The organism is Phycisphaerae bacterium (assembly GCA_017999985.1).
GTDB lineage: Bacteria > Planctomycetota > Phycisphaerae > UBA1845 > Fen-1342 > JAGNKU01.
Window position 1 is genome coordinate 72,607 of sequence record JAGNKU010000001.1, and the last position, 25,923, is coordinate 98,529.

General features: G+C 69.4%; 19 protein-coding genes. 5 read left to right on the forward strand and 14 right to left on the reverse strand.

Annotated features, from left to right (window positions below):
* Positions 1 to 37 precede the first annotated feature (37 nt).
* From KA383_00310 to infB, 11 genes are all read right to left on the reverse strand, one after another.
* Positions 38 to 1,129, reverse strand: a complete 1,092-nt coding sequence (locus KA383_00310) for a chemotaxis response regulator protein-glutamate methylesterase (GenBank protein MBP7744540.1) — start codon at positions 1,127 to 1,129, stop codon at positions 38 to 40.
* A complete protein-coding gene (locus tag KA383_00315; GenBank protein MBP7744541.1) occupies positions 1,126 to 1,656 on the reverse strand; it encodes a chemotaxis protein CheD in 531 nt (176 codons plus the stop codon). Before KA383_00315 ends, KA383_00310 begins: the two co-directional genes overlap by 4 nt.
* Entirely contained in the window at positions 1,653 to 2,498 is an 846-nt protein-coding gene (locus KA383_00320; GenBank protein ID MBP7744542.1) for a protein-glutamate O-methyltransferase, read from the reverse strand. Before KA383_00320 ends, KA383_00315 begins: the two co-directional genes overlap by 4 nt.
* Positions 2,499 to 2,556: 58 nt before the next feature.
* Positions 2,557 to 3,039: a hypothetical protein gene (locus tag KA383_00325; GenBank protein MBP7744543.1), complete on the reverse strand. Its 483-nt coding sequence runs from the start codon at positions 3,037 to 3,039 to the stop codon at positions 2,557 to 2,559.
* Positions 3,023 to 4,600, reverse strand: coding sequence for a DUF342 domain-containing protein (locus tag KA383_00330; GenBank protein ID MBP7744544.1), 1,578 nt, complete (start codon positions 4,598 to 4,600; stop codon positions 3,023 to 3,025). The genes KA383_00325 and KA383_00330 overlap by 17 nt, the downstream gene beginning before the upstream one ends.
* A 198-nt stretch (positions 4,601 to 4,798) precedes the next feature.
* On the reverse strand, positions 4,799 to 5,794 hold the full coding sequence (locus KA383_00335) for a KpsF/GutQ family sugar-phosphate isomerase (protein ID MBP7744545.1): 996 nt from the start codon (positions 5,792 to 5,794) through the stop codon (positions 4,799 to 4,801).
* The gene (locus KA383_00340; protein ID MBP7744546.1) at positions 5,791 to 9,510 is read right to left on the reverse strand and encodes a tetratricopeptide repeat protein; all 3,720 of its coding nucleotides are present in this window, start codon (positions 9,508 to 9,510) and stop codon (positions 5,791 to 5,793) included. The genes KA383_00335 and KA383_00340 overlap by 4 nt, the downstream gene beginning before the upstream one ends.
* Before the next feature lie 193 nt (positions 9,511 to 9,703).
* Positions 9,704 to 10,720: a hypothetical protein gene (locus KA383_00345; GenBank protein ID MBP7744547.1), complete on the reverse strand. Its 1,017-nt coding sequence runs from the start codon at positions 10,718 to 10,720 to the stop codon at positions 9,704 to 9,706.
* 3 nt (positions 10,721 to 10,723) lie between these two features.
* A complete protein-coding gene (rbfA, locus tag KA383_00350) occupies positions 10,724 to 11,209 on the reverse strand; it encodes a 30S ribosome-binding factor RbfA (GenBank protein MBP7744548.1) in 486 nt (161 codons plus the stop codon).
* A gap of 41 nt (positions 11,210 to 11,250) precedes the next feature.
* Positions 11,251 to 11,532: a DUF503 domain-containing protein gene (locus tag KA383_00355; protein ID MBP7744549.1), complete on the reverse strand. Its 282-nt coding sequence runs from the start codon at positions 11,530 to 11,532 to the stop codon at positions 11,251 to 11,253.
* Positions 11,533 to 11,594: 62 nt separating this feature from the next.
* Positions 11,595 to 14,360, reverse strand: coding sequence for a translation initiation factor IF-2 (gene infB, locus KA383_00360; protein ID MBP7744550.1), 2,766 nt, complete (start codon positions 14,358 to 14,360; stop codon positions 11,595 to 11,597).
* Between the two features lie 484 nt (positions 14,361 to 14,844).
* On the opposite strand from infB, the gene KA383_00365 reads away from it, so the two are divergent.
* Entirely contained in the window at positions 14,845 to 16,188 is a 1,344-nt protein-coding gene (locus KA383_00365; GenBank protein MBP7744551.1) for a glycosyltransferase, read from the forward strand.
* 10 nt (positions 16,189 to 16,198) lie between these two features.
* The gene (locus tag KA383_00370) at positions 16,199 to 17,392 is read left to right on the forward strand and encodes a glycoside hydrolase family 57 protein (GenBank protein ID MBP7744552.1); all 1,194 of its coding nucleotides are present in this window, start codon (positions 16,199 to 16,201) and stop codon (positions 17,390 to 17,392) included.
* A gap of 42 nt (positions 17,393 to 17,434) precedes the next feature.
* Here KA383_00370 and KA383_00375 read toward each other — a convergent pair whose 3' ends face one another.
* Together KA383_00375 and KA383_00380 are read right to left on the reverse strand one after the other, a co-directional pair.
* Positions 17,435 to 17,854 carry an NUDIX domain-containing protein gene (locus KA383_00375; protein MBP7744553.1) on the reverse strand — a complete coding sequence of 140 codons (420 nt, stop codon included), beginning with the start codon at positions 17,852 to 17,854 and terminating at the stop codon, positions 17,435 to 17,437.
* Positions 17,855 to 17,879: 25 nt separating this feature from the next.
* Positions 17,880 to 18,245, reverse strand: a complete 366-nt coding sequence (locus tag KA383_00380; protein MBP7744554.1) for a hypothetical protein — start codon at positions 18,243 to 18,245, stop codon at positions 17,880 to 17,882.
* A 223-nt stretch (positions 18,246 to 18,468) separates the two neighbouring features.
* On the opposite strand from KA383_00380, the gene KA383_00385 reads away from it, so the two are divergent.
* The 3 genes from KA383_00385 to KA383_00395 are packed head-to-tail and all read left to right on the forward strand — an operon-like array spanning position 18,469 to position 23,814.
* Entirely contained in the window at positions 18,469 to 19,650 is a 1,182-nt protein-coding gene (locus KA383_00385) for an efflux RND transporter periplasmic adaptor subunit (GenBank protein ID MBP7744555.1), read from the forward strand.
* The gene (locus KA383_00390) at positions 19,647 to 22,796 is read left to right on the forward strand and encodes an efflux RND transporter permease subunit (GenBank protein MBP7744556.1); all 3,150 of its coding nucleotides are present in this window, start codon (positions 19,647 to 19,649) and stop codon (positions 22,794 to 22,796) included. The genes KA383_00385 and KA383_00390 overlap by 4 nt, the downstream gene beginning before the upstream one ends.
* Positions 22,797 to 22,824: 28 nt before the next feature.
* Positions 22,825 to 23,814 carry a dienelactone hydrolase family protein gene (locus KA383_00395; protein ID MBP7744557.1) on the forward strand — a complete coding sequence of 330 codons (990 nt, stop codon included), beginning with the start codon at positions 22,825 to 22,827 and terminating at the stop codon, positions 23,812 to 23,814.
* 32 nt (positions 23,815 to 23,846) lie between these two features.
* Here the strand turns inward: KA383_00395 and KA383_00400 are convergent, their stop codons facing one another.
* Complete coding sequence (locus tag KA383_00400; GenBank protein MBP7744558.1) at positions 23,847 to 25,898, reverse strand: hypothetical protein; 2,052 nt, start codon at positions 25,896 to 25,898, stop codon at positions 23,847 to 23,849.
* Positions 25,899 to 25,923 lie beyond the last annotated feature (25 nt).

The following is a 25,923-nucleotide window of genomic DNA, read 5'->3' on the forward strand; positions in this document are numbered from 1 at the left end:
CTCCGTGCCGCGCGCAAAGCCCCCGCCGCCGGATGGTCTAGCGTGCGCGGACAGCACCCGCCGCCCGGGGGGCGTGTTCCCGCTCCTGCAGAATCCGCAGCACGAGCGCCGGCACGTCCTGGGGCGCGGCCGAATGGAGGGCCGCCCCCAGGTCCACGGCGACCTTGGGCATCCCGTAGACCACGCAGGTTTCCGCGCTCTGCGCGATGGTCGCCGCCCCGGCCGCGCGCATCGCCAGCAGGCCACGGGCTCCATCCGCGCCCATGCCGGTCAGCAGCACGCCCACCGCCCGCGCCCGCGCCACCTGCGCCACCGACTCAAACAGCACGTCCACGCTCGGGCAGTGGCGGTTCACCGGCTCCTGGTGCGTGTACTGCACGCGCCAGCCGACCGCCGCCGACCGCACCACCAGGTGCGTGTCGCCCCGCGCGATCAGCGCCTCACCGACCCCGGGCACCTCGCCGTCCTCCGCCTCGCGCACACACACGGGGACCCGCTGATTCAGCCGGTTCGCAAACGCCCGCGTAAACCCCGCCGGCATGTGCTGCACGATCACGATTGGCGGGCAGTCGTCGGGCATCGCCGCGAGCAGGGCCTCGATGGCTTGCGTCCCGCCGGTCGAGGCCCCGATCGCAAGCAGCGCCTGCTGCGGTTGTGTGCCGCTCGCGCGGAACGAGAACTGGCCCGCCTCGCCGGCCAGCGGCATTGGCACCGGACGCGCCAGGGCGGCCGCCACCCGGATCTTTGCCGCCAGCTCGTACACGTGCGGCAACAGGACTTCGGGGCGCAGGCTATCCGGCCGGCGTACTGCTTCCAGTGCCCCGCGCTGCAGGGCCAGCGCCGCTGCGTCGCGACCGGCTGTGGTGTCCATCGCCAGCACGATGATCGGCACGGGATAGTGCCCGCGCAGCCGGTGCAGCAGGTCGAGCGCGTCCGGCTGGCGCAGCCCCAGGTCGAGGAGAATTACTTCCGGATGAAACTGCAGCAGGTGTCCGCGCAGTTCCTCCAGGTATCCGCCGCTGGCGCGCGCGTGCAGGCCAGCGCACCGGTTCAGCTCGGCCGCCAGCGTCCGTGCGAAGACCGGTGCGGCGTCGATGATCAGAACACGGATCGGGCCCGTGGGTCTCACGTCGCCGGCACCTCCGCCGGATGCGCCTCCGACCAGCTCCGCAGCTTGCGGACCAGCAATTCTCCCGTCCCGGTGTCGAAGAGCAGCTTGCGTCCGCAGGGGCCGCCGGTGTCCTGGTGCACGACGCGAATGCCGGCCGCCTCGAGCAGGGTCAGGGCAACGGCCGCGTTCTCCGCGCCGATCCTGCGGGCGGCGCGATCGGACGGAGCCGGGCCGCCACCGTTGGTGACGAGCGGATGCGCGCCGCCGATGACGGCGGCTTGGAGGCGGTGCCGCAGTGCGCCCGCCTGACAAACGCGTTCGATGAGCCGCGGCGTGGCCACGCAGCCGTAGCGGGTGTCGGCGTGGTCGCCGGACGCCGGGCGCGCCAGGAGGAAATGGTTGACCCCCCCCACCCCCGCCCGCGGGTCGCACAGGCAGACGGCGACGCAGCTGCCGAGGATGGTTTTGACGCGGGCGGGTTGGGCGTGGACGGTGAGTTCGCCCGGGGCGAGGAACACGTCCACTCGGCGGCGGGGGGGTCTCATGTGGCGACCCGCTGGTAGATGGTGGGCTGGACGTAGCGGAGCGGGTGGGCCAGGCCGTTGAGGCTTTCGGAGTGGCCGATGAGGAGGTAGCCGCCGGGGCGGAGGTGGTGGGCGAACTTGGCGACGAGGCTTTCCTGGGTGGGGCGGTCGAAGTAGATCATGACGTTGCGGCAGAAGATGAAGTCGAAGCCGTGCCGAAACGGGAACTGGGCGGACATCAGGTTGAAGCGGGCGTAGCGGATGCGGTCGCGGAGGGCGGGGCAGACCTGGACGCGGGTGCGGTCGGGCGTGTCGGGCCGGGTGAAGTAGCGTTGGCGGAGCATGGGGGGCACGGTGCCGAGGCGGTGGGTTTCGTAGAGGCCGGCACGGGCCTGGTCGAGGACCCGGGTGGAGAGGTCGGTGGCGAGGATGCGCCAGTCGAGCTGGTGGCCGACGGTGTCGTCGACGGTCATGGCGATGGAGTAGGGCTCGTCGCCGGTGGAGCAGCCGGCGCTCCAGATGCGGAGGGTCAGGCCGAGCCCGCGTCGCGGGGGCTGGGCGAGCCGTTCGCGCAGGGCGCGGGCCAGGAAGTCGAAGTGCTGTTTTTCGCGGAACAGGTGGGTCGTATTGGTGGAGATGGCGTCGAGCAGGGCGCAGAGCTCGTTGCCGGTGGGGTCGTGGCGGACGAAGTCGTAGTAGTCGCGGTAGGACCTGAAGTTCCCGGCGCGGAGGCGTTTGCCGAGGCGGGCGCGGACGAGCTGCTGCTTCTGGTCGCCGAGGTTGATGCCGGACTTTTCGTAGACCAGGTCGCGGAAGAGCTGGTATTCGCGGGTGGTGAGCTCGCGGTCGGTCTCGGTCAGCACGGTGGTGTTCCTCGGTCGGGGCTGGGGGTGCGGCGCTCGACGCGGGCGGCTCCCCGGGCTAGGCGTCGGGCTGTGCGCGTTCGTAGAGGCACAGGAGGGGCTGGCCCTCGATGGAGAGGCGGCAGACGTGCCGGGGCGGGCCGGCGACGCCGGCGGGGGCCTCGAGGCATTCGCGGACGGTGGGGATGGAGAGGGTGAAGACGGCGTGTTTGCCGTGCCAGGCGGTGACGAGCTGTCCGCAGAGGACGTTCATGAACTCGCGGAGGGCGTCCTGGCCGGCGATCTGGGCCTGGGCGTCGGCGGCCTCGATGCCGAGGAGGTTGGCGGCGAGGCGGGTGCCGAACTCGCGGGTGCCCCAGCAGCGGAGGGTGCCGGTGGCGGGTCCGTGATAGGTGATCTGGGCCTGGAGCCAGACGGTGCCCGGGGGCCAGTCGGCGGGTTCGTCGTCGGTGACCATGAAGGCGAGGTCGCCGAGGACGTCGAGGAGGACGGTGGTGAGGTCGGGCGCGTCGGTGGCGGCTGGGTTATGGCTGGGCAGCATGTTGGGTCTCGGAGGGTTTGGGGTTCGGGGCGGTGGCCGGGTGCGCATCGGCGGGGGGCGCGTCAAGGTCGACGTCGACGCAGGGGAGGACGGTGACGGAGCCGGTGCGCTGGTTGACGGCGGCCATCTGGGTGACGTCGTCGATCTTGCGCATCTCGATGCGAACGGGTCCGTGCAGGGCCTTCTGGACGCGCGCCTCGCGCGCATCGATGACGAGCCGAACGCCGGGATGGATCATTTCGCCAACCAGAATGCTCGGCGTTCCCTGCGGCTTGCTCTCGGTCTGCAATTGTTCCATCTGCTTTTTCAGTTCATCGACCTGCAGGTCGATCTCGTCCGCTTTGCAGAGTAATTCCGTCGCGCGTTCGCGCTGTGCCGGCAGCAGGCGCTTCATGTTGGCCATCAGGGGCTGGATCGCCTGCCGGATCTGTTCGGCTGACTTGTGCAGTTCCTTGATCTGGCGCTCCAGTTGCCGTCCGCGTCGCAAGGCATTCACGTCGACGCCCGTGCCAACCAGGGTCAGGACACAGCCCTCGCTGCCGAGCACCAGGACCCGCAGTCCTTCACGCGCGTAAACGTCCCCGCCGATCACCGTGCCGCGCTCGCCGATCAGGTGCCCGCGGGTCCGCACACATGCGTTCAGGATTTCCTTGCCAAAGCGCACGTCGCCACCCGCTTCGAGCACGACTTCGTTCAACAACTTGGCCGTCACGCTGCCGCCCGCGCGGACGTGACCCGTCCGTTCCGCCCCGAAAATCCCGCCACGGACCAGCACGTCCCCCCCCACGTCCACCTCGGCGGCCTCAATCACGCGGTCCACCGCCAGCGACGCCGTCGTCTTCACCCTGAATTTCGCCCGCACGGTGCCCGCGATATGTACGTTCACGCACGACTCGATGCTCCCGGTGCTGAAATCCACGTCGCCCGGCACCGCCAGCACTTCGCTGATCCGCACCCGGCCACCGTCGAGTTCCAGCCGCCCGGCCGTAACCGCAAGGAGTGCCCCCTCGTCGGCCGGATCACACTTCACGCCCGCCCCCAGCTTGACCGGGTTGCCCTTGGGCTTGCGCGGTGCGCGCGGGCGCCCAAATACGTCCACGCCGGGCGTGCCCGCACGCTCCGGCACCAGTCGGCCGATCTTGGCCCCCGCTGCGACGGTGACGATCGCGCTCGCCGCGAAGTAATCGACCTGCCCTTCCTCGTCCGCCGGGGCCGTCGCCTGCGCCAGCTCCGGCACCAGCTCCACGCGCCCGTCCTCCCCCTCCACCGGCAATTGCCCTTGCGCGATCACGAACCGCTCCGGCAGGCGCGCGACAGCACTCTCCGCCCCCGCCGCACATGCCTCCCGGATGACCCCCACCAGTTCCTTCGCGCGCGTGCGCACATCGTCGGTCACTGCCAGGCGCGCTGCCTGCGCCGCGGCGACGACCTCGTCCTCAGTCGGCACGGCGAAGTCCGGCCGCCCCACGCCCTGCACCTGGACCCAGGCCGTGAGCCGATCCTCTGCCACGAGGACCTTCAGCCCCGTCGGCTTCGCCACCTTGTCTGTGTTGCCCGGCACGTTCGTCTCCCTGCGCGCCGCGCGCGCGAGCGCAACACAGCGGTCGGCGGATCCACTCACGCCCCGCCGCGCATACATGGCCCCGTACCGGGAATATCGGCACAGCCATAGTGGAACATTGGTAGACTGCGCCCCCCGAGCTGGAGAATTTACCGTCTCTCCCGCGCGCCCCTTATTCTGATAATACGCGGCGAGCCGCTACCCCAGGCCCGCGTTCAGCAGGTCCATCAGCCGCAGCAGTCCCACGGGGCGCCCTGCGTCATCCGTCACCACCAGGCTCGTGATCTGGCTTTCCCGCATGATCCGCAGGCACTCCACCGCGAGATGCGAGCCCTGCACGGCGGAAATCGGGACGGGGGGTGACGCGGCGGAGCGTCGGCTTTGCGCATACGCCGTCCGCGCATCAATCGCGCGCGGGTCCGCAACGCGCTCGAAGATTCGCCGGAGATCTCCGTCCGTAAACGTTCCCAGCATGCGTCCGTTGGTTTCCACGATGAGCGCCAACCCCAGTTGTTTGCGCGTCATTTCCACGACCAGTTCGTTGAAGGTCTGCCCGGCCTGCACGACGGGCAGCGCGGCGCCGGAGTGCATCAGGTCGGCCGCCCGCAGCAGGAGGCGCCGCCCCAGCGCCCCCTCGGGGTGATACTGCGCGAAGTCTTCCGCCTTGAAGCCGCGCTTGTGCAGCAGCGCCATGGCCAAGGCGTCCCCCGCCGCCAGCATCATCACGCAGCTCGTCGTCGGCGCCAGGTTCAGCGGCCCGGCCTCCGGCACGTCCGGCAGGAGCACGAGGTGATTGGCCAGCTCCGCCAGGCGCGAGTTGCGCCCCTGGGTGAACCCGATCACCGGCCCGCCCAGCCGCCGAAAGTGGGCAACGAACCGCAGGATCTCTTCCGTGTTCCCGCTGCGCGAGAGCGCGATCAGGCAATTCCTGGAAGTGACGATGCCCAGGTCACCGTGCAGCGCCTCCACGGGATGCATGAACACCGCCGGCGTGCCCGTGCTGGTCAGAGAGGCAGCGATCTTCTGCGCGATGTTGCCACTCTTGCCAAGCCCACTGACCACGATCTGCCCGTTCGACGCCAGCAGCGTGTTGAGAATCGCCTCGAAGTCGGCGCCAAAACTGGCCGTCAACTGCCGCAAGGCCTCGGCCTCGTCCGCCACGACTTGTCGGGCAATCTCCAGTGCGCTGTTCACCGTGTCTCCTTCGTCTGCTGCTCGGCCACGGTCGGAGCCACCGCCGGCGTGTCGGACTGCTCGATGGCCTCCAGCTTGCCGCGCAGCGCCGCCAGCAGTTGCGCGTCGCGTTCGCTGCGCTCCGCCGCCGGCCGCGCCTCGATCAGGTCCTGCGCCTTTTGCCAGTGCGCCCGCGCTGCGGCGGCGTCCCCGAGCCGCCACTCGGCGTCACCAAGGTGGTCGAAGATCGTCGCATCCTGCCCGACCCGCAACCGCGCCGCCCGCGCCAACTGCTCCCGCGCCGCCGCGAAATCCCCGCGGCGATAGTGTGCCCACCCCAGGCTGTCCAGGTACGCGGCGTTCAGCGGCTCGGCCGCGACGGCGAGCTTGATCATCGCGAGGCTGCGCTCCAGCCGCTCGCCGCGCTCCACGTACGTGTAGCCGATGTCGTTGTTCAGGCCGGCGTCATGCGGCTGCGCTGCCAGGAGCTCTTCGGACACCTCCAACTGCTCCTCCAACCGCTCCGCGGCCCCAAGCACGTAGCGCTTCAGCAGCAGCACGCCCAGCCGCGCGGCCGAGGCGGCCGCGCCGCGCCCCCCGCCGTCCACGGCGCTCGTCTCGCTCAGCCACCGCTCACACTGTGCGACCGCGCGGTCGAATTCCCGCGCCCGCACCAGGAGCTCGAGGATTTCCTCCCGCACCTGCGCGCGCGCCGCCGCGTTCTCCCGGATGAACGTCTCCTCCAGCAACCCGTTCAGATCGCGGACCGCGTCGTCGCGCTTGCCCGCCGCCGCCAGCCCGCGCGCCCGCCAGATGAATGCCTTGAGCACATCGGTCGGGGTCTTCGGCACGAGCGCACTGATCGCTTCGAGTGCATCTTCGCCGCGCCCCGCCGCCAACAGCACCTCGATCAGCCACTCCTGGAGCTGCGCCTCGCCCGGCAGGTCGACCAGCCATTCCCGGATCCGCCGCTCCGCCTGCTCGTACTGCCCCGCGTTCACGCTGACGTGCACATATTCCGACCGCCGCGCGTACAGTTCCGTGCCGCGGGCGGCATATTCCCGTTGGAGGTTCTCGAACTGCGCCTGCGCGTCCGCGTCCTTCGGTTGCTCGCGCAACTGCGCGCTCAACTCCTCCAGCCGCGTCCGGGCCTCCGTGAACTTCTGCGTGACCGGCTCGAGGCGCGCCACGGCCAGCGCCACCGCCGCATCGGCCCGCTCCGCCATCAGCAGGACCTGCAACTTGTTCTGGATCAGCTCGTCGACGTCCGGCTGCTGCGCCAGCCATTCGTCGAGCAACGCGAGGGCGGCGTCGTACTCGGCGAAGCTCAGGTAGGATTCGAGCACCCGTGTCCGGAGCGCCGTGCGCTGCTCCTGGTCCTCGTCGGCCGGGCAGTCTTCCAGCATGCGCCGCATCGTCTGCCGCGCGTCCTCCACCCGGAAATCCGCGAGCTGCGCGTCCGCCAGCAGGCGCAGCGCCCCGCGCCGCCGCGGATAGCGCCGCACCAGGTCTTCGAGCAGGGCGCTCGCCTGCTCATTCTCCAGCCGGCGCAGATGGACCCGGGCCAGCAGGTAAATCAAACGCTCGTCCTGCGGCGCCCGGGCCTGCACCTTCAACAGGATGGGCAGGGCTTCGTCGGCGCGCTGCGTGATGTACAAGCCGGCCGCCAGCTTCAGTCCCGTCGTCACGTCATCCGGATGCTGCTCGAACTGCCGGGTCAGCTCCGCCAAATGGTCCGGCTGCATCGGCGCCGCCGCAAAACGCAGCGCCGTCCGCACGCGCCGCAGGACGTCGTCCGGGACGCCCGAGGCCTCCGCCTCGCGCAGGCACTTCCGGGCGATCTCGTTCTTCCCGCCTTCCAGGTAGCTGTCGATCAACTCCTCGATCGCTTCCCCCTGCGTCGGGTCCGCCGACCAGGCCTCCTGCAGATAGCGCTGCGCTCCCAGCAGGTTGCCGGTCCGCCGGTAGTGCCGCGCCAGCGCCATCACCGCCGCCGGTTCATGCGGTTGCGCCTCGAGCGCCGCCTTGTAGGCCTGCTCCGCCTCCGCGTTGCGATCCAGGCCGACGCAGGCGTCGCCCCGCAGCAGCTGCGCCGCGGCCCGGATCGCCCGTGTATCGCCCGCGATGCTCTGCACCGCAGCGAGGGCCGCGTCGGCTTGCGCCAGCGCCTCCTCCCACCGCCAGGCACTGAGCAGCATGCGGCCCCAGGCCAGCCGCGGGAGCGCGAAGTCCGGCCGCTGCTCCAGGGCTGCCTCAAAGAGCTGCTCGGCCAGGTCCGCTTGCCCCGCAGCGGCCGCCGTCATCCCCAGCACCGTGTACGTTGCGTGGTCCCCGTCGCCCCGCGCCGTGATCTCCCGCACGCGCCGCAGAAAGTCCTCCGTCGCCGTGAAGCTCCGCATCCAATCCGCCAGACGCTCGGGCGGAATCGCCACCCGCTCGCCGTTGCCGCGCACGAACGCGATCAGCGTGTCCAGGGCCGTCGCCAGGTCACCCGCCTCCTTGTAGGCACTGGCCAGCGACCAGGTCGCGTCCGCGTCGTCGGGTTGGTGCGTGGCCAGCCCACGCCAGAGTGGAATGGAAACGTGGTGATCCTTCACCGCATCCAGTCGCTCGGCCAACAGGCGGGCCAGTTCCGCGTGCCGCCCTTCCGACACTTCCTGGGCCAGTTCCGCCACCCACCCCTCGAGCTTGCCCGCCGCGCGCCCCGCCTCAATAGTCAGCGCCAGCAGCATCGTGACCCGCGGAGCGTCGGTCACGCGGCGCTCGTTCTCCGGCACGTCCGGCGCCGCCACACGCTCCCCAAGCTGCTCCCGGCAGAATGCGAACGCCCGCTCCGCCGCGCCCGCATCGATCAGCGCACGGACATACAGCCGCTCCAGGTAGGGCTCGTCCGGCTGGCGCTCGCGGGCGGCCGCGACCGCCTGGACCAGCTTGTCCGGCTGATCCAGCCGCCGGAGCAATTCCACGCGGCGCTCCAGTGCGCCGAACGGATGGCGCTGCAGAATGGCGGTCAGCTCGTCGTCTTCCGGCGGGGCGGGGCGCTCGGCCGACACGGCGCGCTCGAACTGCTCGAAGGCTTCAACGGCGGCCGCCAGGTAGCCGGCTTCCGCCAGCGCGTCGCCCAGTTCATACCAGGCCACCATGCTGCGCGGGTTGTCGGCCGGGTCCTCCGCCGCCAGCGTTGCGGCGCGGTAGTGCGCACACGCGGCCGCGGCGCGGCGTGCCTCGCGCTGCAGGCGTCCCAGCAGGAGGTGCACGTCGACCGCTGCCGGCCGATACAGCAGCGCCTGCTCCGCGGCCAGGCGCGCTTCCCCGGGGCGCCCCAGGGCGCGCTTCGCCTGCGCCATGAGGTACAGCACGTCGAAGCAGCTCCCGTGCGGGAAGCTCAAGGCGGCGTCCAGCTCGGCCACGGCCTGCGCATACTGTCGATTGTCGAACGCCGCGCGCGCCGCGTCGTACCGCGCCTTCACCTCCGGCGCGTCTTCCAGCCGGTGTTCACGCTGCGGTGCCGGCGCGGCGTAGGGCTCGATCTGAGCGAGCGGGACATCAATCAGCGGTGTGTTCGCGTCGGTGGCCGGCGTGCTGTCGTGCGCGCGGGGCTCCTGACCGCGCCCCGCGACCAACGTGGCGGTGAACGCCAGCACCAGTCCCAGGGCCACGCTGCCCGCGCGTTCCCGCGTCCGCCCGCGACCCGCCGCCGTCCGCCCACCGAACCGCTGCCCTATGTAGTGCCTCACGACCGGCTCCCTGGATTGCATGGCCCGCGCCGCCGGGCGACCGCAGGGGACCGAAACCGCCCGCGCCCGGCGCCGGTGCCGTGCGACATCTTAACGATCTGCGCCGTCGGGGCCACCGGCGCCAATGCGGGTGCGACACATCCCCGGGGCACCGAGCGGGCCACCGCGGTGTCAGCGGTCGTAGAAGGGCCGCTCAGTTCGCTGCCCGCACTCGGGGTTTGCGCTTGGGAGTGGATCTGGCGCGCCGCGCCGGCGCTGCGCGCGTCGACGTCTGACGAGGCGGGCCTTTTCGGGAGACCGCTTTCTTGCCCGCGCGGCCGCCGGCCGCGGACGGAGCACGTGCCCGTCCGGCGGCCTGCGGCGCCTTCGTTGGAGCGGTCGGACTTCGCGCCGCGCGGCGCGAACGGGTGCGAGGCGATCGTGGTGTGGCTGGCTGCCCCGGCTCGGCCTGCGCCGGCCGGGGCAATCGCGCCTCCTCGACCGACTCATCCCCATCGTCGAGCTCCTCCGCCAGGCTCGAGGACACCATCTGCAGCATGTTGCGCGCCGTGCGATCCGGCGGTACGCTCACGATGCGTTCCACCTCGCGGCGGCGCACCGCGGACCCCTTCTCGCTCCAGGCGTATTTCTTCAGCAGGGCCACGAACTCCAGGGCGTCGTCTTCGCGGATGGCACGCTCGAGAAACTGTTGCGCCTCCTGCAGCGGGCAGCGCGGGTCGACCAGCCCCTCCTGACGGGCCACCGCCCACATGGCCTCGTCCAGCGGAACTGCGTGCTGCCGCAGCCCGAGCAGTCGAATCCGGGCTCGCGTGTAGGCTTCCAACCCGTCGATCTTCTCGAGGGCGGCCTGCGCGTCCCGCTTCGACATCCCCGCCAGCCGCTCCAGCGAAATGGCGTGCTCGTGCCCGAAGACCGCGTTCAGTGCCCGCGAGATATCCTCGCACTTCAGGCGCGCGTCGGGGAAATCTCCGAGCAGCGCCGCCAGCTCGATCGGCGGCACCACCCGCAGCTCGTTGTAATCCACCACCACCGCGCGCAGCCGCTCGAGGCCCTCTTGCGCCTTCGTCTCCGGCGTGTCGCGCGACAGAATCCCCAGGATCAACTGTGTGACCGGGTCCGTGGCGGTCAGCGGCCCGACCTTCCCCAGTTTCGACCGCAACGCGCTGAAGAACGGCTTCAGCCGCTTCGTGCACTCTGTCGCGCCCCTCATCGCCTATGCGTCCTCCTGGGCCACGTCCCGCCCGGCCGCTTTGGGTACGTTCTCGTCGTCCGGCTGTTCGTCGTCCGCCTCCGTCGTGTCGGCCTCATCCTGCTCCCACGCCGGTCGGACCCCGTATTCGCGCATGGCCGCGTCGATCGCCGTGACGGTCTCGAAGCCCCGCCGCACGGAGTCATCCAGGCGGAATTCCAGGTGCGGGAGCTTCCGCAAGCGCAGCTCCGGGGCCAACCGCCGCCGGAGCAGCCCGCTTGCACTCTGCAGCGCCGCGCAGCACAACTGCCGCTGCGCGTCCGGCGCCATCACGCTGACGTACAGGCGGGCCACGCTGAAATCATCGCTGACTTCGACGCGCGTGATCGACGTGATCGGGGGGATCCGCGGATCCGCCAGTTGACTCTGGATGATCTCGGCCACCAGCGACCGGATCAGGCTCCCGACTCTCTCAGTCCGTCGCGACACGAGCGTCCCGATCTCACACATCCCGGCCTGTTCGCGCCTGGCCGGCCGCGGCGCGCCCCCGCCTACAGCAGCTCGATCTCGTAGTCCAGCAATGACGCGTGCGCATACACCCGCAGCTCGTCCACGATCTTGGACAACGCGCTCTCCACGAAGCGGGTCTCGTTCGCCACCATCGCCAGCCCCAGCGTCGCCGCCTGGCAGTGTTCCAGATCGTCCACTTCGGCGATCGACACGTTGTGTCGCGCCGCCAGCCGGTCCTTGAGGCTCTTCGTCACGCGCCGCTTGTCCTTCAGCGACCGCGCTTCGAAGACGCCCAGCCGGACGCGCAAGACTCCGACCACCATCACCGCACCCGGAGCGGCCACTGCACCGGCGGGGCCGCGGCGCACGCGCAGCGACGCCAGCGCTACAGCTCCTGCGCCTCCTCGACGACCTCGTAACTTTGGATGATGTCCCCCGGCTTGACATCATCGTAGTCCTGGATCTTGATCCCGCACTCGAAACCCGCCCGCACTTCGCGGGCATCATCCTTGAACCGCTTCAGCGAACCGATCGTCTTCCGCTCGATCACCACCCGCCCGTCGCGCACCAGCCGCACCTTGTGGTTGCGATGGATCACGCCGTCCGTCACGTGGCAACCGGCGATCGTGCCGACGCGCGACACGTTGAAGACCTGCCGCACCTCCGCCGTACCGCGGACTTCCTCGCGCTCCACGGGCGCCAGCAGGCCCGCCAGCGCCTTGTGCAAATCATCCAGCAGCTCGTAGATCACGCGGTACGGCCGCACCTCCACGCCGAGCTGGTCCGCCAACTGGCGTGCCCGGTCCTCCGCCACCACGTGGAAGCCGATGATGAGCGCCCCGGACGCCTTCGCCAGGTGCACATCCGCCTCGCTGACCGCCCCCACCGCCGCGTGCAGAACGTTCAGTCGCGCCTTCGCCGCCGGGAATTCGGCCAGTGTCTTCTTCAACACTTCCACCGAGCCCTGCACGTCGGCCTTCACGATCACCGTCAGCTCCGGCACACCCGCCTCGGCCTCGCCCTGCACGAGCGCCTCCAGCGTCCGCGGCTTCGGCGCTGTCTCCAGCGCGGCCGCCCGGCGCTGCTGCCGGACTTCTTCGGCGATCTCCTTCGCACGCGACAGCCCGTCCACGACGTAAAGCCGGTCGCCCGCCTCGGGCAGCTCATCCAGGCCGGAGACTTCCACGGGCGTCCCGGGCCCCGCCTCAGGCAACTGCTGACCACGATCGTCGCGCAGCGCCCGGATACGTCCCGCTCCCGGACCACAGACCACGCACTGTCCGGGCCGCAGCGTTCCCTCGCGCACCAGCACCTGCGCCACGACGCCGCGCCCCTCGCGCATCTGCGATTCGATCACGGCGCCCTGGGCGGGCACCGTCGGGTCCGCCTTGAGGTCCAGCAGCTCACTCAGCGTGCTCAGGTGCGCCACCAGGTCGTCAATTCCCTGCCCGGTCGTCGCACTGGTCTTGATCAGGTCCGTCTCGCCGCCCCACTCCGCCGGCGCCAGCCCATGCTCCGCCAGGCCGGAGTACACCCGGTTCAGATCCACACCCGGCAGGTCGATCTTGTTCAGCGCCACCACGATCGGCACCCCCGCCGCCTTCGCGTGGGCGATCGCTTCCGCCGTCTGCGGCATCACCCCGTCATCCGCCGCCACCACCAACACCACCACGTCGGTCAGGTTGGCACCGCGTGCCCGCATCGCCGTGAACGCCCTGTGTCCCGGCGTATCCACAAAGGTCACGTGCCAGTCGCCGCGGTCAAGGCGGTAGGCCCCGATGTGCTGCGTGATTCCACCGGCCTCCCCTTCCGCCACGCGCGTCCGCCGAATCGCGTCCAGCAGCGACGTTTTGCCATGGTCGACGTGCCCAAGCATGGCGACCACGGGTGGACGCGGAACCAGATGCTCGCGTGGCCGCTGCGCGAATTCGTCCTCCAACAGCTCATAGGCGGTTCGCGCCTTCGCCACTTGAATCGGAATACCAAGCTCCAAGGCCAGGAATTCGGTCTGCTCGGCGTCGAGCGTCTGGTTGATCGTCCAGAGGCGCCCGGTGCTTTCCAGCAGCCGTTTTGAAACCGCCACGAATGGCACGCCCACCGTGGCACAGAATTCCTTGATCGACACGGGCGCGGTGATCAACACGGGCTCGCGACGGTCCGCCGCCGGTGCCCCCGTTTGCGCCGTGGCCTGGCGCCGGCGCTCCGCAGCCCGCCGATCCCGCAAGCCGTGCCCCGTGACGCTGGCCAGTCGCTCTTTGCGCTCCAGGAGATCCTGGTCGCGCCATTCGCGCAGGCGCTGATCGACGTCCGTGGCTGTGCCGTGCCGTCGCGGGCTGCGCGAGCGCGCCCGCGCCATTTCCTCTTCGTCCGCTTTCCGCCCCTTGGCGCGTCCGCGCCGCGCCGGGGTCGTCGCCGGCGCCGGGCCGACCGTGGCCGCCGGCGCACGCTCCCCCAGCGGGCGCATCGGACCGCGCGGGCGCGGAACGCGATGCGGCTCCGGGGCCTCGATGCGCACCACCTTCGGACCGCGCAGCTCGGCCGGGGCCGGGACCACCTGCGGCCCCGCGGGCATGATCGGGGGCGGCGGCGGCGCGGGCGGCAGGACCGCGGGCGACTCCGCCGGCGGGGGCTCGACGCGCGCGGCCGGCGCGAGTTCGACTGGTGCTGGCTCCGCCACGGGCGGCAGCGTTTCAACTTCCTGGATCGGCGGCGCGACCGGCACTTCCGCCGCTGCGAACGCGGGCGGTGGCTCGGTGGCGGCGGGCAGGGCGGGCTCGGCAGTCACCACGGGCGCCGGCTCGGCGACTGCGATCTCGCCGGTCGGCTCGGGCGGGCCCGCTTCCGGCACGGCCTCCGCAGGCGGTGACGCGGGCGGGGCCGGCGCTTCCGCTTCGGCGACTTCCACCGCTTGACCACGACTCTTGCGGCGGGTCTTGCGCACCGCTTCGACATCGACGTGATCGCTGACTTCGACGGAGGTGATGTCGTCGCCCACGGAGAACCACTCGCGGATCGACTCGGCCAGCCCGATCGAGAGTGCGGCCATGTGGTTCTTGAGTTCGATCCCCTCGGCGCGGCATTTCTCGATCACCGCCTTGCTGGGGACACCGAGCTCTTTCGCCAGCGTGTGAACTCTCAACGTCGGGGGCACACCAGGCTCCGTGAGACACAATCGCCGACTGCACCCTGAACAACGTCAGCGTGCCGACGGTAAGAACGCACGTCTACTCTTGCAGGGCGGACCGCTTGGACATATGGGCGCACACGCGCCCCGGCGCCGATCCGCCCCTCCAATCCCGACGCGGTCACCGAGTCGCATCTGCCGTCCGCACGCCAGTGCGATCTGCCTGTCAACGCATAACATATCCTGAGTTTGCGAGTTACGCCACCGGGGCCGCCGGCGAATCTGCATATTTCTGGACGGCCGCGCGCACGGCCTTCCGCCGCGGGCCTGATTCGGTCCCCCGCCGGTTGACAGCCCTCCGGGCGGCCGATAAGCTCCGCACTCTGCGTTCCCGCCCTAGCGCTCAGTGGGCGCCGGAGCGCTTTCGGGCTCACGTTGTCCGGGGCAGCGTAGGATCGGCACGCTACCGGACAGCCGTCGGCGAGTGCCTGGCCCCTTGCGCGAGGTCGATATGAGAGTCTTCATGCTGGGCTGGGAATTTCCGCCCTTCATCAGCGGCGGTCTCGGCACGGCCTGCTTCGGGCTCACCCGCGCACTGGATCGCCTGGGGACGGAAGTGCTCTTCGTCCTGCCCCGTGCCGTCGCAAACCCCGAAGGCTCCCATGTTCAGATCCTGTCCCCAAGTTCCGCCGGCGTGCGCGGCAAGTCGCTCACCCTCGGCGGAATGTTCCAGCACACGCAGTTCCGCGCGGTAGCCGCGGCCCTCCGACCCTACGCGCGGCCCGACGAGCCTTTCGACGAAGACGACGAGGCCGGTCTGCCCGGCGGTCGCGTGGCCCCGGGCGGGGTCCGCGGGCACCGCCCCCGACGGGGGCCGCGCATTCGTAGCGTGCTCGGCCCGGGCACCGATCCGGGCGGGAACTACTCGGGCGACATGTTCGCCGAAATTGAACGGTATGCCGCCCTCGCTTCCGTGATCGCCGCCGAGGAAACGTTCGATCTGATCCATGCCCACGACTGGATGACCTACCTCGCCGGCATCGCCGTCCAGGCCCAGAGCGGCAAGCCCCTGGTCGTGCACGTGCACTCCACGGAATTCGACCGGTCCGGGATGAACGTCAACCAGCGCATCTACGACATCGAGCGGGCCGGGATCCACGCCGCCACCAAGGTCATTGCCGTCAGCCATCTGACGCGCAGCATCGTGCTCAAGCATTACGGCGTCGACCCGCGCAAGGTGGAGGTCGTCTACAACGCGATCGACGACCGCGAGGAACCCGATCAGCCCCCCCTGCCGCCGATCACGCGCGACGAAAAGATCGTCCTGTTCCTCGGCCGCGTGACCATGCAGAAGGGCCCCGAGTACTTCCTCGCCGCCGCCAAGCGCGTGCTCGAGGTCATGGACAACGTGCGTTTCGTCGTGGCCGGCAGCGGCGACATGATCCGCCGCATGATCGAGCTCGCCGCCGAGATGGGCATCGGCCACAAGGTCCTGTTCACCGGCTTCCTGCGCGGCAACGACGTGCGCCGCGTGTACCGCATGGCCGACCTGTACGTCATGCCGTCGGTCTCCGAGCCATTCGGCCTGACGCCGCTCGAAGCCCTCTCGAACGATGTTCCCGTCCTCATCTCGAAGCAGAGCGGCGTGGCCGAGGTGCTCAACCACGCGCTCAAGGTGGACTTCTGGGACGTCGACGAAATGGCCAACAAGATCGTGGCCGTCCTGCGCCACCCGCCGCTGCACGCCACCCTTCGTGACCACGGCAGTTTCGAGGTCAAGCACTTTAGCTGGCTGGACTCGGCCGCGAATTGCATTAAGGTGTACGAAGCGGCGCTGGGTCCGCACGCGAGCTAAACCGATCGCAATGGCGTCTGTCTGCTTCTACTTCCAGGTCCACCAGCCGTTTCGCCTCCGGCGTTTCAGCATCTTCGATCGCGGGGCCGATTATTTCGACAACCCCATCAACCAGGAGATCCTGCGCAAGGTCGCCACCCAGTGCTACCTACCCGCCAACGCGGTCTTGCTGGAGCTGATCGACCGCTTCGACGGCCGCTTTCGCGTGGCGTTCAGCCTCAGCGGCGTCGTCATCGAGCAGTTCCAGCGCTTCATGCCGGACGTGCTCGAATCGTTCCACCGCCTGGCCGAGACGGGCGCCGTCGAGTTCCTGGCCGAGACCTACTATCACTCCCTCAGCTTTCTCTACTCCCGCTCGGAATTCAGCGCGCAGGTCGCGCTTCACCGCCAGTTGATCAAGCGGCTTTTCAACCAGACGCCGACCGTCTTCCGCAACACGGAGCTGATCTACAACAACGAGGTGGCCAAGGCGGCCGCCGACCTCGGCTACCGGGCCATCCTCTGTGAAGGCGCCGATCACCTGCTGGGCTATCGCTCCCCCGCGCGCCTCTACACGCCGCCCGACCTGCCCGGCGTCAAGCTGCTGCTGAAGAACTACCGCTTGTCCGATGACATCGCCTTCCGCTTCAGCAACCGCAGTTGGCCCGAGTGGCCCCTGACCACGGACAAGTTCGCCCAGTGGGTTCACCAGGTCAACGACCAGGGCCCGGTCGCCAACCTCTTTCTGGATTACGAGACGTTCGGCGAGCACCAGTGGGCCGAGACCGGCATCTTCGAGTTCCTGCGCCACCTGCCCGAGGCGATCCTGAACCTCCCCGGCAACGACTTCAAGACTCCCAGCGAGTGCGCCGCCGCCTACGACGCGCATGGCGAGTACGACGTGCCCCACATGATCTCCTGGGCCGACACCGAGCGCGACCTCTCGGCGTGGCTCGGCAACGCCATGCAGTCGAACGCCCTCCACGAGCTCTATCGCCTCGAGCCGCTGGTCCTGCAGCGCGGCGACGAGGCCCTGCTCCACGACTGGCGCCGACTCCAGACGTCGGACCACTTCTATTACATGTGCACCAAGTTCCTGTCCGACGGCGACGTGCACCGCTACTTCAACCCGTATGACTCCCCCTACGATTCGTTCATCAACTTCATGAACGTGCTCGACAACCTCCGCGGCCGGCTCGGCGCGTCCACCGCCGCTGCCCGCTAGCCACCCCCCCAGCGGCTCAGCCACAGTGCCCGCGTACACGGATCATCGGCCCGGTGGCGGCCCCAGGAGCTCCGGGCCGATGGCCGCGAGAAACGCACGGTTGCTCTCCAGCACGTTCGGCAGCGCCTCAATTTCGTCCCGCCGACACCAGCGCCACTCCGCCACTTCCGTCGGGTTTGCCCGCAGTTCGTCACTCGCGAGGTCCGCCAGCCACCAGTAAAGTCGCAGGGTCCCGTCCGGTCGCGCGTACTCCCAGATCCGGCGCAGGGGTCGCACTGCGCCCCCCAGCTCCTCCCGAAACTCGCGTACGACCGCGTCCGCCTCCGACTCCCCGGCCTCGATCGCCCCGCCCACGAAGCACCAGGCCCCCGGCACCACGACACTCGCCGCCCGGCGGATGAGCAGGCAGCGCCCGTCGCGCACCACGACCACGACCACGCCGCGCACTTCGCTCGCGTTCATCGCCGCACCCGGCCCCCGCGCCGTGTCATCGTCGCGTGAACTTCGCGCGCCATTCCTCCTTGCCGGTGGGGTTTGACAGGTACATGTACCCGCACGAGTCGCACGTCGCCACGCGGTACTGGACGACCTTGCCCGCCGCATCGGTGAACGTCACCAGCTCCTTCTCCTTGTCGAACGCGTACCGGCCGGTGAGCTGGGTCGGCCGGCCGGCCCGCACCACCGACAGCCGGTAGGTGCCGTCGCCGCCGAACGTCACCGCCTGCACGCCGAAGTGCCGTGCCGCGTCCGCCGGCACAAGCTCAGTCAGCTTCCACGTCCCAACCGGCCCGGTGCAGCCCGGCAACCCGACCAGCACCACGGCCACCCCAATCAACACGCTCAGGTTTCTCATGTGGTCGCTCCGCTCACGCGCCGCAGCGCACGCGCGCCGCGCCCGGCATTATTCCGCGCCGGCGGACCGCGGCAAGCCGGTGGGACGCCCGCGCCCGATAATGTTTCGGGCTGGACGCGCCGCGGGGCTTCACACCACACCGGCGGCGGAATCCCGACTTGCGGACAGCGCTGCTTGCGAGTCTAATGCCGATCTGCGCGCTGCGCATGCCGCGACGGGAGCCATGACACCCACGGAGAGCGTACAACACGCCCGCCCCGAGTCCGCCGGACGCCCGGCCCGCTGGCGCCGACTGGTCATTCCCGCGGTGCTCATTCTGGGTGCGACGGTGTTGGTCTGCGCGATCGCGCTGATGAGGCCCCCCCAGGCACCGGTACAACCCGCCGAGGTGGCCCCGATCAACGTGCGGGTGAATTCCGTGCAGCCGCTGGCGGAACTCGCCGACACATTCGACCTCACGGCGGTCGTCGAGCCGGAGCGCATCGTAACCGTCGCGGCCGAAGTCGCCGGCCGCCTTGAACGCTACGGCCAGCGCACGGTCGACACACCGTGGCATGATCAGGTGCTGCCCGCGGGCAGCCCGCTCCAGGAAGGCGAGCCCGTGCGGGCCGGCGATCCGCTCGTGTATTTGAACACGGACCTGCTGCAAGCGCGCCACGAGCGCGCCGTGGCGCAGTACGAATACGACGAGCGCGAGTACAACCGCATCCTCGACCTCTTCGAGCGCGGCAGCACGTCCCGCACCGAACTGGATGATGCCCGCACGCGGCGCGATGTGTCCCGTGCCGCGCTCGCCGAAGCCACGCGCGAGCTGGAGCGCACCACGATCACGGCACCGGTCGCCGGCATCCTGAACCGGCTGCCGATGGAGATCGGCGAGTACGCCGTCCCCGGCGACAGGGTGGCCGAGATCGTCCAGCTCGACACGGTGAAGGTGGTCGCCGACGTTCCCGAGCGCGATGTGCCCTACCTGCGCGTCGGACAGCCGGCCGCCGCGATCCCGCTGAACGGCGGCCACGCGCCGCTGGCCGGCACGATCACCTACATCAACGCCATCGCCGACGAGAGCACGCGCACGACGCGGATCGAGATCACCGTCGATAACCGCGCGGGGCCGTTGCGGAGCGGGCAGATCGTCAAGGCCCATCTGACGCGGCAGGTGCTTCGCGACGTGGTCATGATCCCGCTCGCCAGCGTGATTCCGCTCGAAGCCGGCAAGATGGTTTACGTCGTCGAGAACGGCCAGGCCGCCCGCCGCGACGTCGAGCTGGGCTTCATCAAGGGTCGCGACGTGCGCGTCCTCAGCGGCCTGCAGGCCGGCGATCAGCTCATCGTCGCCGGGCACCGCTACGTCGGCCCCGGCCAGCGCGTGACCGTCGTCGAGGAGCAGCAAGGCCGCCCGTGATCATCTCCAACGCTGCCATCCGCAACCGCACCACGGTCGGCGTCCTCACGGTGCTGATCGCCGCCTTCGGCTTGTACAGCTACATCACGCTGCCGCGCGAGGCCTCGCCCGACATCCCCGTCCCCTACGTCCTCGTCACCACCGCGTACGAAGGCGTCGCGCCGCAGGACATCGAATCGTCCGTCACGATCAAGATCGAAAAGGAGCTCGCCGGCCTCAAGGGCGTCAAGGAAATCAGCTCATCCAGCGCCGAGGGCCTCTCGGTCATCACCATCGAGTTCCTGCCCAACATCAAGGTCGACGACGCCATGCAGTATGTCCGCGACAAGGTCGACCGCGCCAAGGGCGAACTGCCCAGGGACGCCGAGGAGCCCACCCTTACCGAGATCAATTTCGCCGATTTCCCCATCCTCATCGTGAACATCTCGGGCGACGCGTCCCCTGTCCGGCTCAAGCTCATCGCCGACAACCTCGAAGACGCGATCGAGGCGATTCCCGGCGTCCTGAAATGCGAGGTGCTGGGGGCCCTCGAACGCGAAATCCGCCTCGAGATCGACCAGGACCGCCTCGTGGCCTACGGCCTGACCATCCCGGAGATCCTGAGCCTCGTCCCTGCCGAAAACGTCAACATCTCGGCTGGCGGCCTGGACACGCCCGGCACGAAGTTCAACGTCCGCGTACCCGCCGAGTTCGTCGAGCCCGAGGAGGTCGACAAGCTCGTGCTCGCGGTCCGGAACGGCCGGCCGATCTACCTCACCGACGTCGCCCAAGTGAGCGACACGTACAAGGACCGTGACAGCTACTCCCGCCTGGGAACTCCCGACCCCCACGCGCCCGCCGACGGTGACCCCCTACCCATGGCGGACACCGTCACGCTCACCGTCCAGAAGCGCGTTGGCGAGAACATCATCCATATCGCCGACGCCGTCAAAATGGTCGTCGCCGAGTTCCAGCGCCGCGCACCCGCGGGCGTCCGCTTCGACATCACGCTCGACCAGTCGAAAGACATCCGCTCGATGGTCGCGGACCTGGAGAACAACCTCGCCACCGGCATGATCCTGGTGGTGATCATCCTGCTGCTGTCGATGGGCTGGCGCAGCGCCGTCATCGTCGCGCTCGAGATCCCCATGAGCATGCTGCTCAGCTTCATCATCCTGCAGGCGCTGGGCTACACGCTGAACATGATCGTGCTATTCAGCCTGATCATGGCCGTCGGGATGGTCGTCGACAACGCCATCGTCGTCGTCGAGAACATCCACCGCCACTACGAGCTCAGCGGCAAGAAGATCGCCGCGGCGATGTCCGGCGCCGCCGAGGTCGCCTGGCCCGTCATCACCTCCACGTTCACCACCGTCGCGGCCTTCGCCCCCATGGTCTTCTGGCCGGGCATCATGGGCGGCTTCATGAAGTATCTGCCGATCACGCTCATCATCACGCTGCTCGCGTCGCTGTTCGTGGCGCTGGTCATCAACCCGATGTTCAGCTCCATCCTCGTCAGCCGCGGCCGCGGCGACCCCGCGCGCCCCAACCGCTTCCTGCGCGGCTACCGCCGCCTGCTCCAGGCCGCGCTCGAACACCGCTTCACCACGGTCACCCTCACCGTGCTGCTGCTCATCGGCCTGGCCATCTTCTACGGCAAGCAGGGCCATGGCGTGGAGCTGTTCCCTGACTCCGATCCGCGCCGCGCCGTCGTCGATCTCCGCTTCCCCCAGGGCACGAACATCCGCGAGTCCGATCGGCTGGCGCGCATCATCGAGGAGCGCCTCCGCCCCTTCGCGCCGCACTTCGAACGCGTGATCACCAGCGTCGGCTCCGGCGGCGGCGGCGACCCGCACATGGGCGGCAGCGGCCGCGGCGAGCACCTGGCCAGCGTCACGCTGACGTTCCACGACTATGAGATCCGCGAGGTACCTTCCGCCACGATCGTGGCCGAGATCCGCCAGGCATTGGCCGACCTGTCCGGCGCGGAAATCAAGGTCGACAAGGAAGAAGAAGGCCCGCCGACCGGTGCCGCCGTCACCGTGCGACTCATCGGCGAGGACTTCAAGCTGCTCGAAGAGCTCAGCGCGCAGGCCAAGAACCTCATCGCCGACGTGCCCGGCCTCGTCAACCTGCGCAGCGACCACGAGGCCACGCGTCCCGAGCTGGCGTTCCGCGTCGACCGGCGCCGCGCGATGCTGCTGGGCGTCAACACCGCGCTGGTCGGCAACTTCCTCAAGACCGCCGTCTTCGGCTCCGAGGTCGGCAAGTACCGCCAGTTCAACGACGAGTACGACATCACGATCCGCCTGCCGCTCACCCAGCGCCAGTCCGTGGACGATCTCTTCCGCCTCCAGGTTCCCAACAGCCAGGGCCGGTCGGTCCCGCTCAGTTCGCTCGGCGAGTTCGAGTACACCGGCGGCTACGGCACGATCAGCCGGGTCAACCAGAAGCGCGTCATCACCCTGACCGCCGACGCGGAGGGCCGCCTCGGCACGGAGGTACTGGCAGATGCGCAGCAGCGCCTCGCGCAGCTCGACCTGCCGCTGGGCTATGACCTCCGTTACGCCGGCGAAAAGGAAGAGCAGGACAAGGCCATGGCCTTCCTGTCCAAGGCGTTCATCATCGCCCTGTTCCTCATCGTGCTGATCCTCGTGGCCCAGTTCAACACGTTGATCGTGCCGTTCATCATCATGACGACGGTGATCCTCTCGCTCATCGGCGTCTTTGCCGGCCTGCTCATCTGCAAGATGCCCTTCGGCATCATCATGACCGGCGTCGGCGTCATCAGCCTGGCCGGCGTCGTGGTCAACAACGCCATCGTGCTGCTGGACTACACGCGGCTGCTCCAGCGTCAGGGCATGGAGTTGATTGCCGCGTCCGTGCAGGCCGGCGCGACGCGCCTGCGGCCGGTGTTGCTGACCGCGGCGACGACCATCCTGGGCCTGATCCCCATGGCCGTGGGCGTCAGCTACGACTTCCACAAGATGGCCTGGGTCACGCGCAGCGAATCCAGCCAGTGGTGGGCGAGCATGGCGATCGCGGTGATCTTCGGCCTCACGTTCGCCACCCTGCTCACGCTGGTCGTCGTGCCCGCGCTCTACGTCATCTGCACGCGGATCGCCCTGCGCCTGGGGTTCGGCGAACTCGGCGCCTCGCAGGAATAGAATCTCCCGTAATCCGCGGAGGTTGCCCATGCTCGCTTGTCGCCGCCTCGCGACGCTCAGCTTCGTCACCCTTGCGCTCGCCAGTCCCGCCTGTCTCGAGCACCGGGATCCAGCGTGCCAGGACGTGCCAGCGCGCAGCGCTGACCCCACGGGCGAACTCTACGTCGGCCGTGCAGATCCATACGCACCTGGCCCGCTGAGTGTTCGGACCATCTCCGTCGCACGCTGCGAGGCGGGCGCGCCCGTCGCGCTGCTCATCCACACGCCCGAAACGGCTGGCACCTACGCGGTCGTCGTCTTCCAGCACGGCTTCCTCGCCCGCAATTCGGCCTACACCGAAATCCTGCGCGCGCTCGCCAGTCACGGCTTCATCGTCGTCGCCCCGCAGATGTACACGCCCGGCCTGCCCGCCCTGCTCGGCTGTCCCACCGCCGCCGCCGAAGCCGATCACGCGGCACAACTCCTCGCGTGGCTCCCCGGCCACCTGGACGATCTCACCGGCCAGCGCGCCCGCACCGACCGCCTCGGCCTCGCCGGCCATTCGCGCGGCGGCAAGGTCGCCTGGCTCGTCCTCGTGGCCGACCCTGCGCGCGCCCAAGCCATTGCCGGCGTCGATCCCGTGGACGGCACCGGCGGCCCGCGCGGCAATCAAGCCCGTGTCGTGAATGGCCCCTTCAGCTTCGCACGCCCCGCGCTCGTCATCGGCACCGGACTCGGTGGCAATTGTGCCCCCGCCGGCGACAATCACGAGCAGTTCTATGCCGCCAGCGCGGCCCCCGCCTGGCACGTGGTCGTGCCCGACGCCGGCCACGCGGACATGCTCGACGCGGACTCCGCGGCGGCGTCCCTGGGCACGCTGGTCTGCACGCGCGGCACTGATCCGGCCGCGATGCGCCGCCTCACGGCCGGTCTGCTGACCGCCTTCTTCCGCGCCAGCCTGCAAGGCGACACCACCGCCTCCGCGTATCTCACCGACACCGACGCCGCCCCGTTACCCATCGAAGTAGAATCGAAGTAGCGCCGGCGAGCGTCCTGTCCGGTGGCCAAGCCTCACCGCGCGGTCTCGCTGCTTGACGTCCATCCCACCGGCGCGCGGACTTCCAGCGCGCTCCCGCCGGGAGTCTCATCTGCGACGCGGATGTCCTTGCCCGCCACCGACACGCTCAGCACATGATCGTGCAGGTGAATGCGCGTGATTGTCAGCGCGGGCCAATCGCTCGGCAGCCGCGGCGAAATCTCGCAACCGGTCGCAGTCGGCTTGAACCCCAGGAACCCGTACAGCATGACCTGCGGCACGAGGATCGACTCGAAGAACTCGCGATCGAGGCCCAGCCCGCCGGCCACATTCCCGCCCTGCATCGTCCCGCGCGCCGGGTCACTGTAGTACGCCCGATACCCGCCCGCCGCCTGCGTCTCGTCGAACCATGTGCAAATCTCGCGCAGCCGTCGCGCCGCATCATCCGGACCGGCGGTCAGCAGGCGCGCCATCAGATCGTGATACGACCAGCCCAGCACCGCCCCGCCGTCCTGCACCTGCCCGCCGAACGGAATCGACTCCGGTCCCGACCAACCCCAGAAGTAGTAATCGATGTTGCGGCGCGTCGTCGAGCGCGGCCCGAACCGCCAATGATAAATGTCCGCACCCTGCGACGTGTCCTCCGCGACGACCCGCTCGCCAGCAATCCACGCATGGATCGACCGTGCCTGCTCCGGCGTCGCGAAGCCGTAATACACCGCCTCATTGTTCAAAAACGTGAAGCCGTAGTCGTGCAACACGCCGTCGAGATCGACCGTCCCGAACCGCCCAGTCGCGGCGTTCCAGAACCGCTTCGCGCCGTAGTCTTTGACCTCCTGGGCATGTTGCCGCAGGTCCGCCGGATCAAACGCATCGCCGCCCGTCGCGACGTCCCATTCCGGATGGGCTGCGATCGCCTCCTCCAGCTCCGCCAGATCTAGCAGCGTGTCGTAGTAGTAGATGGTCGCGAGCGCGTCCTCGCCGCCAAACGGCAGCAAATCCCAGTAGTTGCTGCCAATCCCCTCGCCGGGCACGATGACTTTCTTTCCGTCCACGTAGCGCACGCCGCTGCGGCCCTCGTGGCCCGGCCAGGTCGTGTAGATGCACTTGCGCGCCCGCGTGTCGAACTCGCGCATCGTGAAGCGCAGCGCGGTGCGAATCCGTCCGATCTGGCCGCGCAGAAACGCGTAATCCGCCGACCAGCGGAAATACTCGGCGCACCCGCGAATGAAATTGAGATTGTTCACGTTGTGCCGCGTGTCGCACGCCGTGTGGAACGACTTGATTGCCACCGTCGCCGAACCCGCGTTGTCGAAACTGATCCGCACCTGCGTGATCGTCCCCTTCCACCCGGCGTGGCGATAGACTGGGATCATGCCGCGCGTCTCGCCGACGTCGAGCTTGAGCTTGTCGCCGCCGCGGGCCGGCGTGAAATACATCCGCCGTTGCGGTGAAAACTCGTGTTCGTCGCGCGTGGTCCACTCGACGTAGCAGTTCGCGCCATCCAGGCCGGCCGCCCACCAGTTCAGCCGTAGCCACGGGGCGCTCCGCGCTTCGACCGCGAACGCCGGCGTGGTCGCGCTCGCGCGCGGCTCGGTCAGCTCGATGGCCCAGCCTTTCTCGCCCACGTCGCCACCGCGCCCGCCGGTGATCTGCCAGCCCTCGGGCGTCGCCGGCGGCGCGTCGTAGCCCTGTACGCCGGTGCCGCGAAAGTGCCAGCCGATGCCGCCGGCCTGTGTCCAGAGCGGAAACGGCCAGCCCTCGGCGTGCGCGAGGCCGTCGTGCTGATGAGTGAGCATGTAGCCTTCGGCGTTCATGCCCCGGCCGGCCAGCGCCCCCGCCCACCGCCGGCGCATCGCGTCGAGTTCGCGTCCGCTGCCGCGCGCCGGCCACAGCGTGCTCTGCGACATCCACTCGTCCCACAGTGTGATCAGCGGCCCCGCCGGCTGATAGTGCAGCCAGAACAGCGCCCGCAGGCTGTCCATCTCCTGCTCATGCCCCGGCACGATGAACCGCGGAAAATCCTCCGGAATCGTCGGCCCACTCGCCGGCGGCTGGGCGGACGCGCCATGAGCAAGCAGCGCCATTGCCATTACGAAAGCGAAGCAGGGC

Bases quoted from the DNA above. Each gene is read 5' to 3' on its own strand.
- KA383_00385 (MBP7744555.1), top strand. From the start codon at position 18,469: ATGACACCCACGGAGAGCGTACAACACGCCCGCCCCGAGTCCGCCGGA.
- KA383_00380 (MBP7744554.1), bottom strand. From the start codon at position 18,245: ATGAGAAACCTGAGCGTGTTGATTGGGGTGGCCGTGGTGCTGGTCGGG.
- KA383_00345 (MBP7744547.1), bottom strand. From the start codon at position 10,720: ATGAGGGGCGCGACAGAGTGCACGAAGCGGCTGAAGCCGTTCTTCAGC.
- rbfA (MBP7744548.1), bottom strand. From the start codon at position 11,209: ATGTGTGAGATCGGGACGCTCGTGTCGCGACGGACTGAGAGAGTCGGG.
- KA383_00375 (MBP7744553.1), bottom strand. From the start codon at position 17,854: ATGAACGCGAGCGAAGTGCGCGGCGTGGTCGTGGTCGTGGTGCGCGAC.
- KA383_00400 (MBP7744558.1), bottom strand. From the start codon at position 25,898: ATGGCGCTGCTTGCTCATGGCGCGTCCGCCCAGCCGCCGGCGAGTGGG.
- KA383_00395 (MBP7744557.1), top strand. From the start codon at position 22,825: ATGCTCGCTTGTCGCCGCCTCGCGACGCTCAGCTTCGTCACCCTTGCG.
- KA383_00355 (MBP7744549.1), bottom strand. From the start codon at position 11,532: ATGGTGGTCGGAGTCTTGCGCGTCCGGCTGGGCGTCTTCGAAGCGCGG.
- KA383_00315 (MBP7744541.1), bottom strand. From the start codon at position 1,656: ATGAGACCCCCCCGCCGCCGAGTGGACGTGTTCCTCGCCCCGGGCGAA.
- KA383_00370 (MBP7744552.1), top strand. From the start codon at position 16,199: ATGGCGTCTGTCTGCTTCTACTTCCAGGTCCACCAGCCGTTTCGCCTC.
- KA383_00365 (MBP7744551.1), top strand. From the start codon at position 14,845: ATGAGAGTCTTCATGCTGGGCTGGGAATTTCCGCCCTTCATCAGCGGC.
- KA383_00325 (MBP7744543.1), bottom strand. From the start codon at position 3,039: ATGCTGCCCAGCCATAACCCAGCCGCCACCGACGCGCCCGACCTCACC.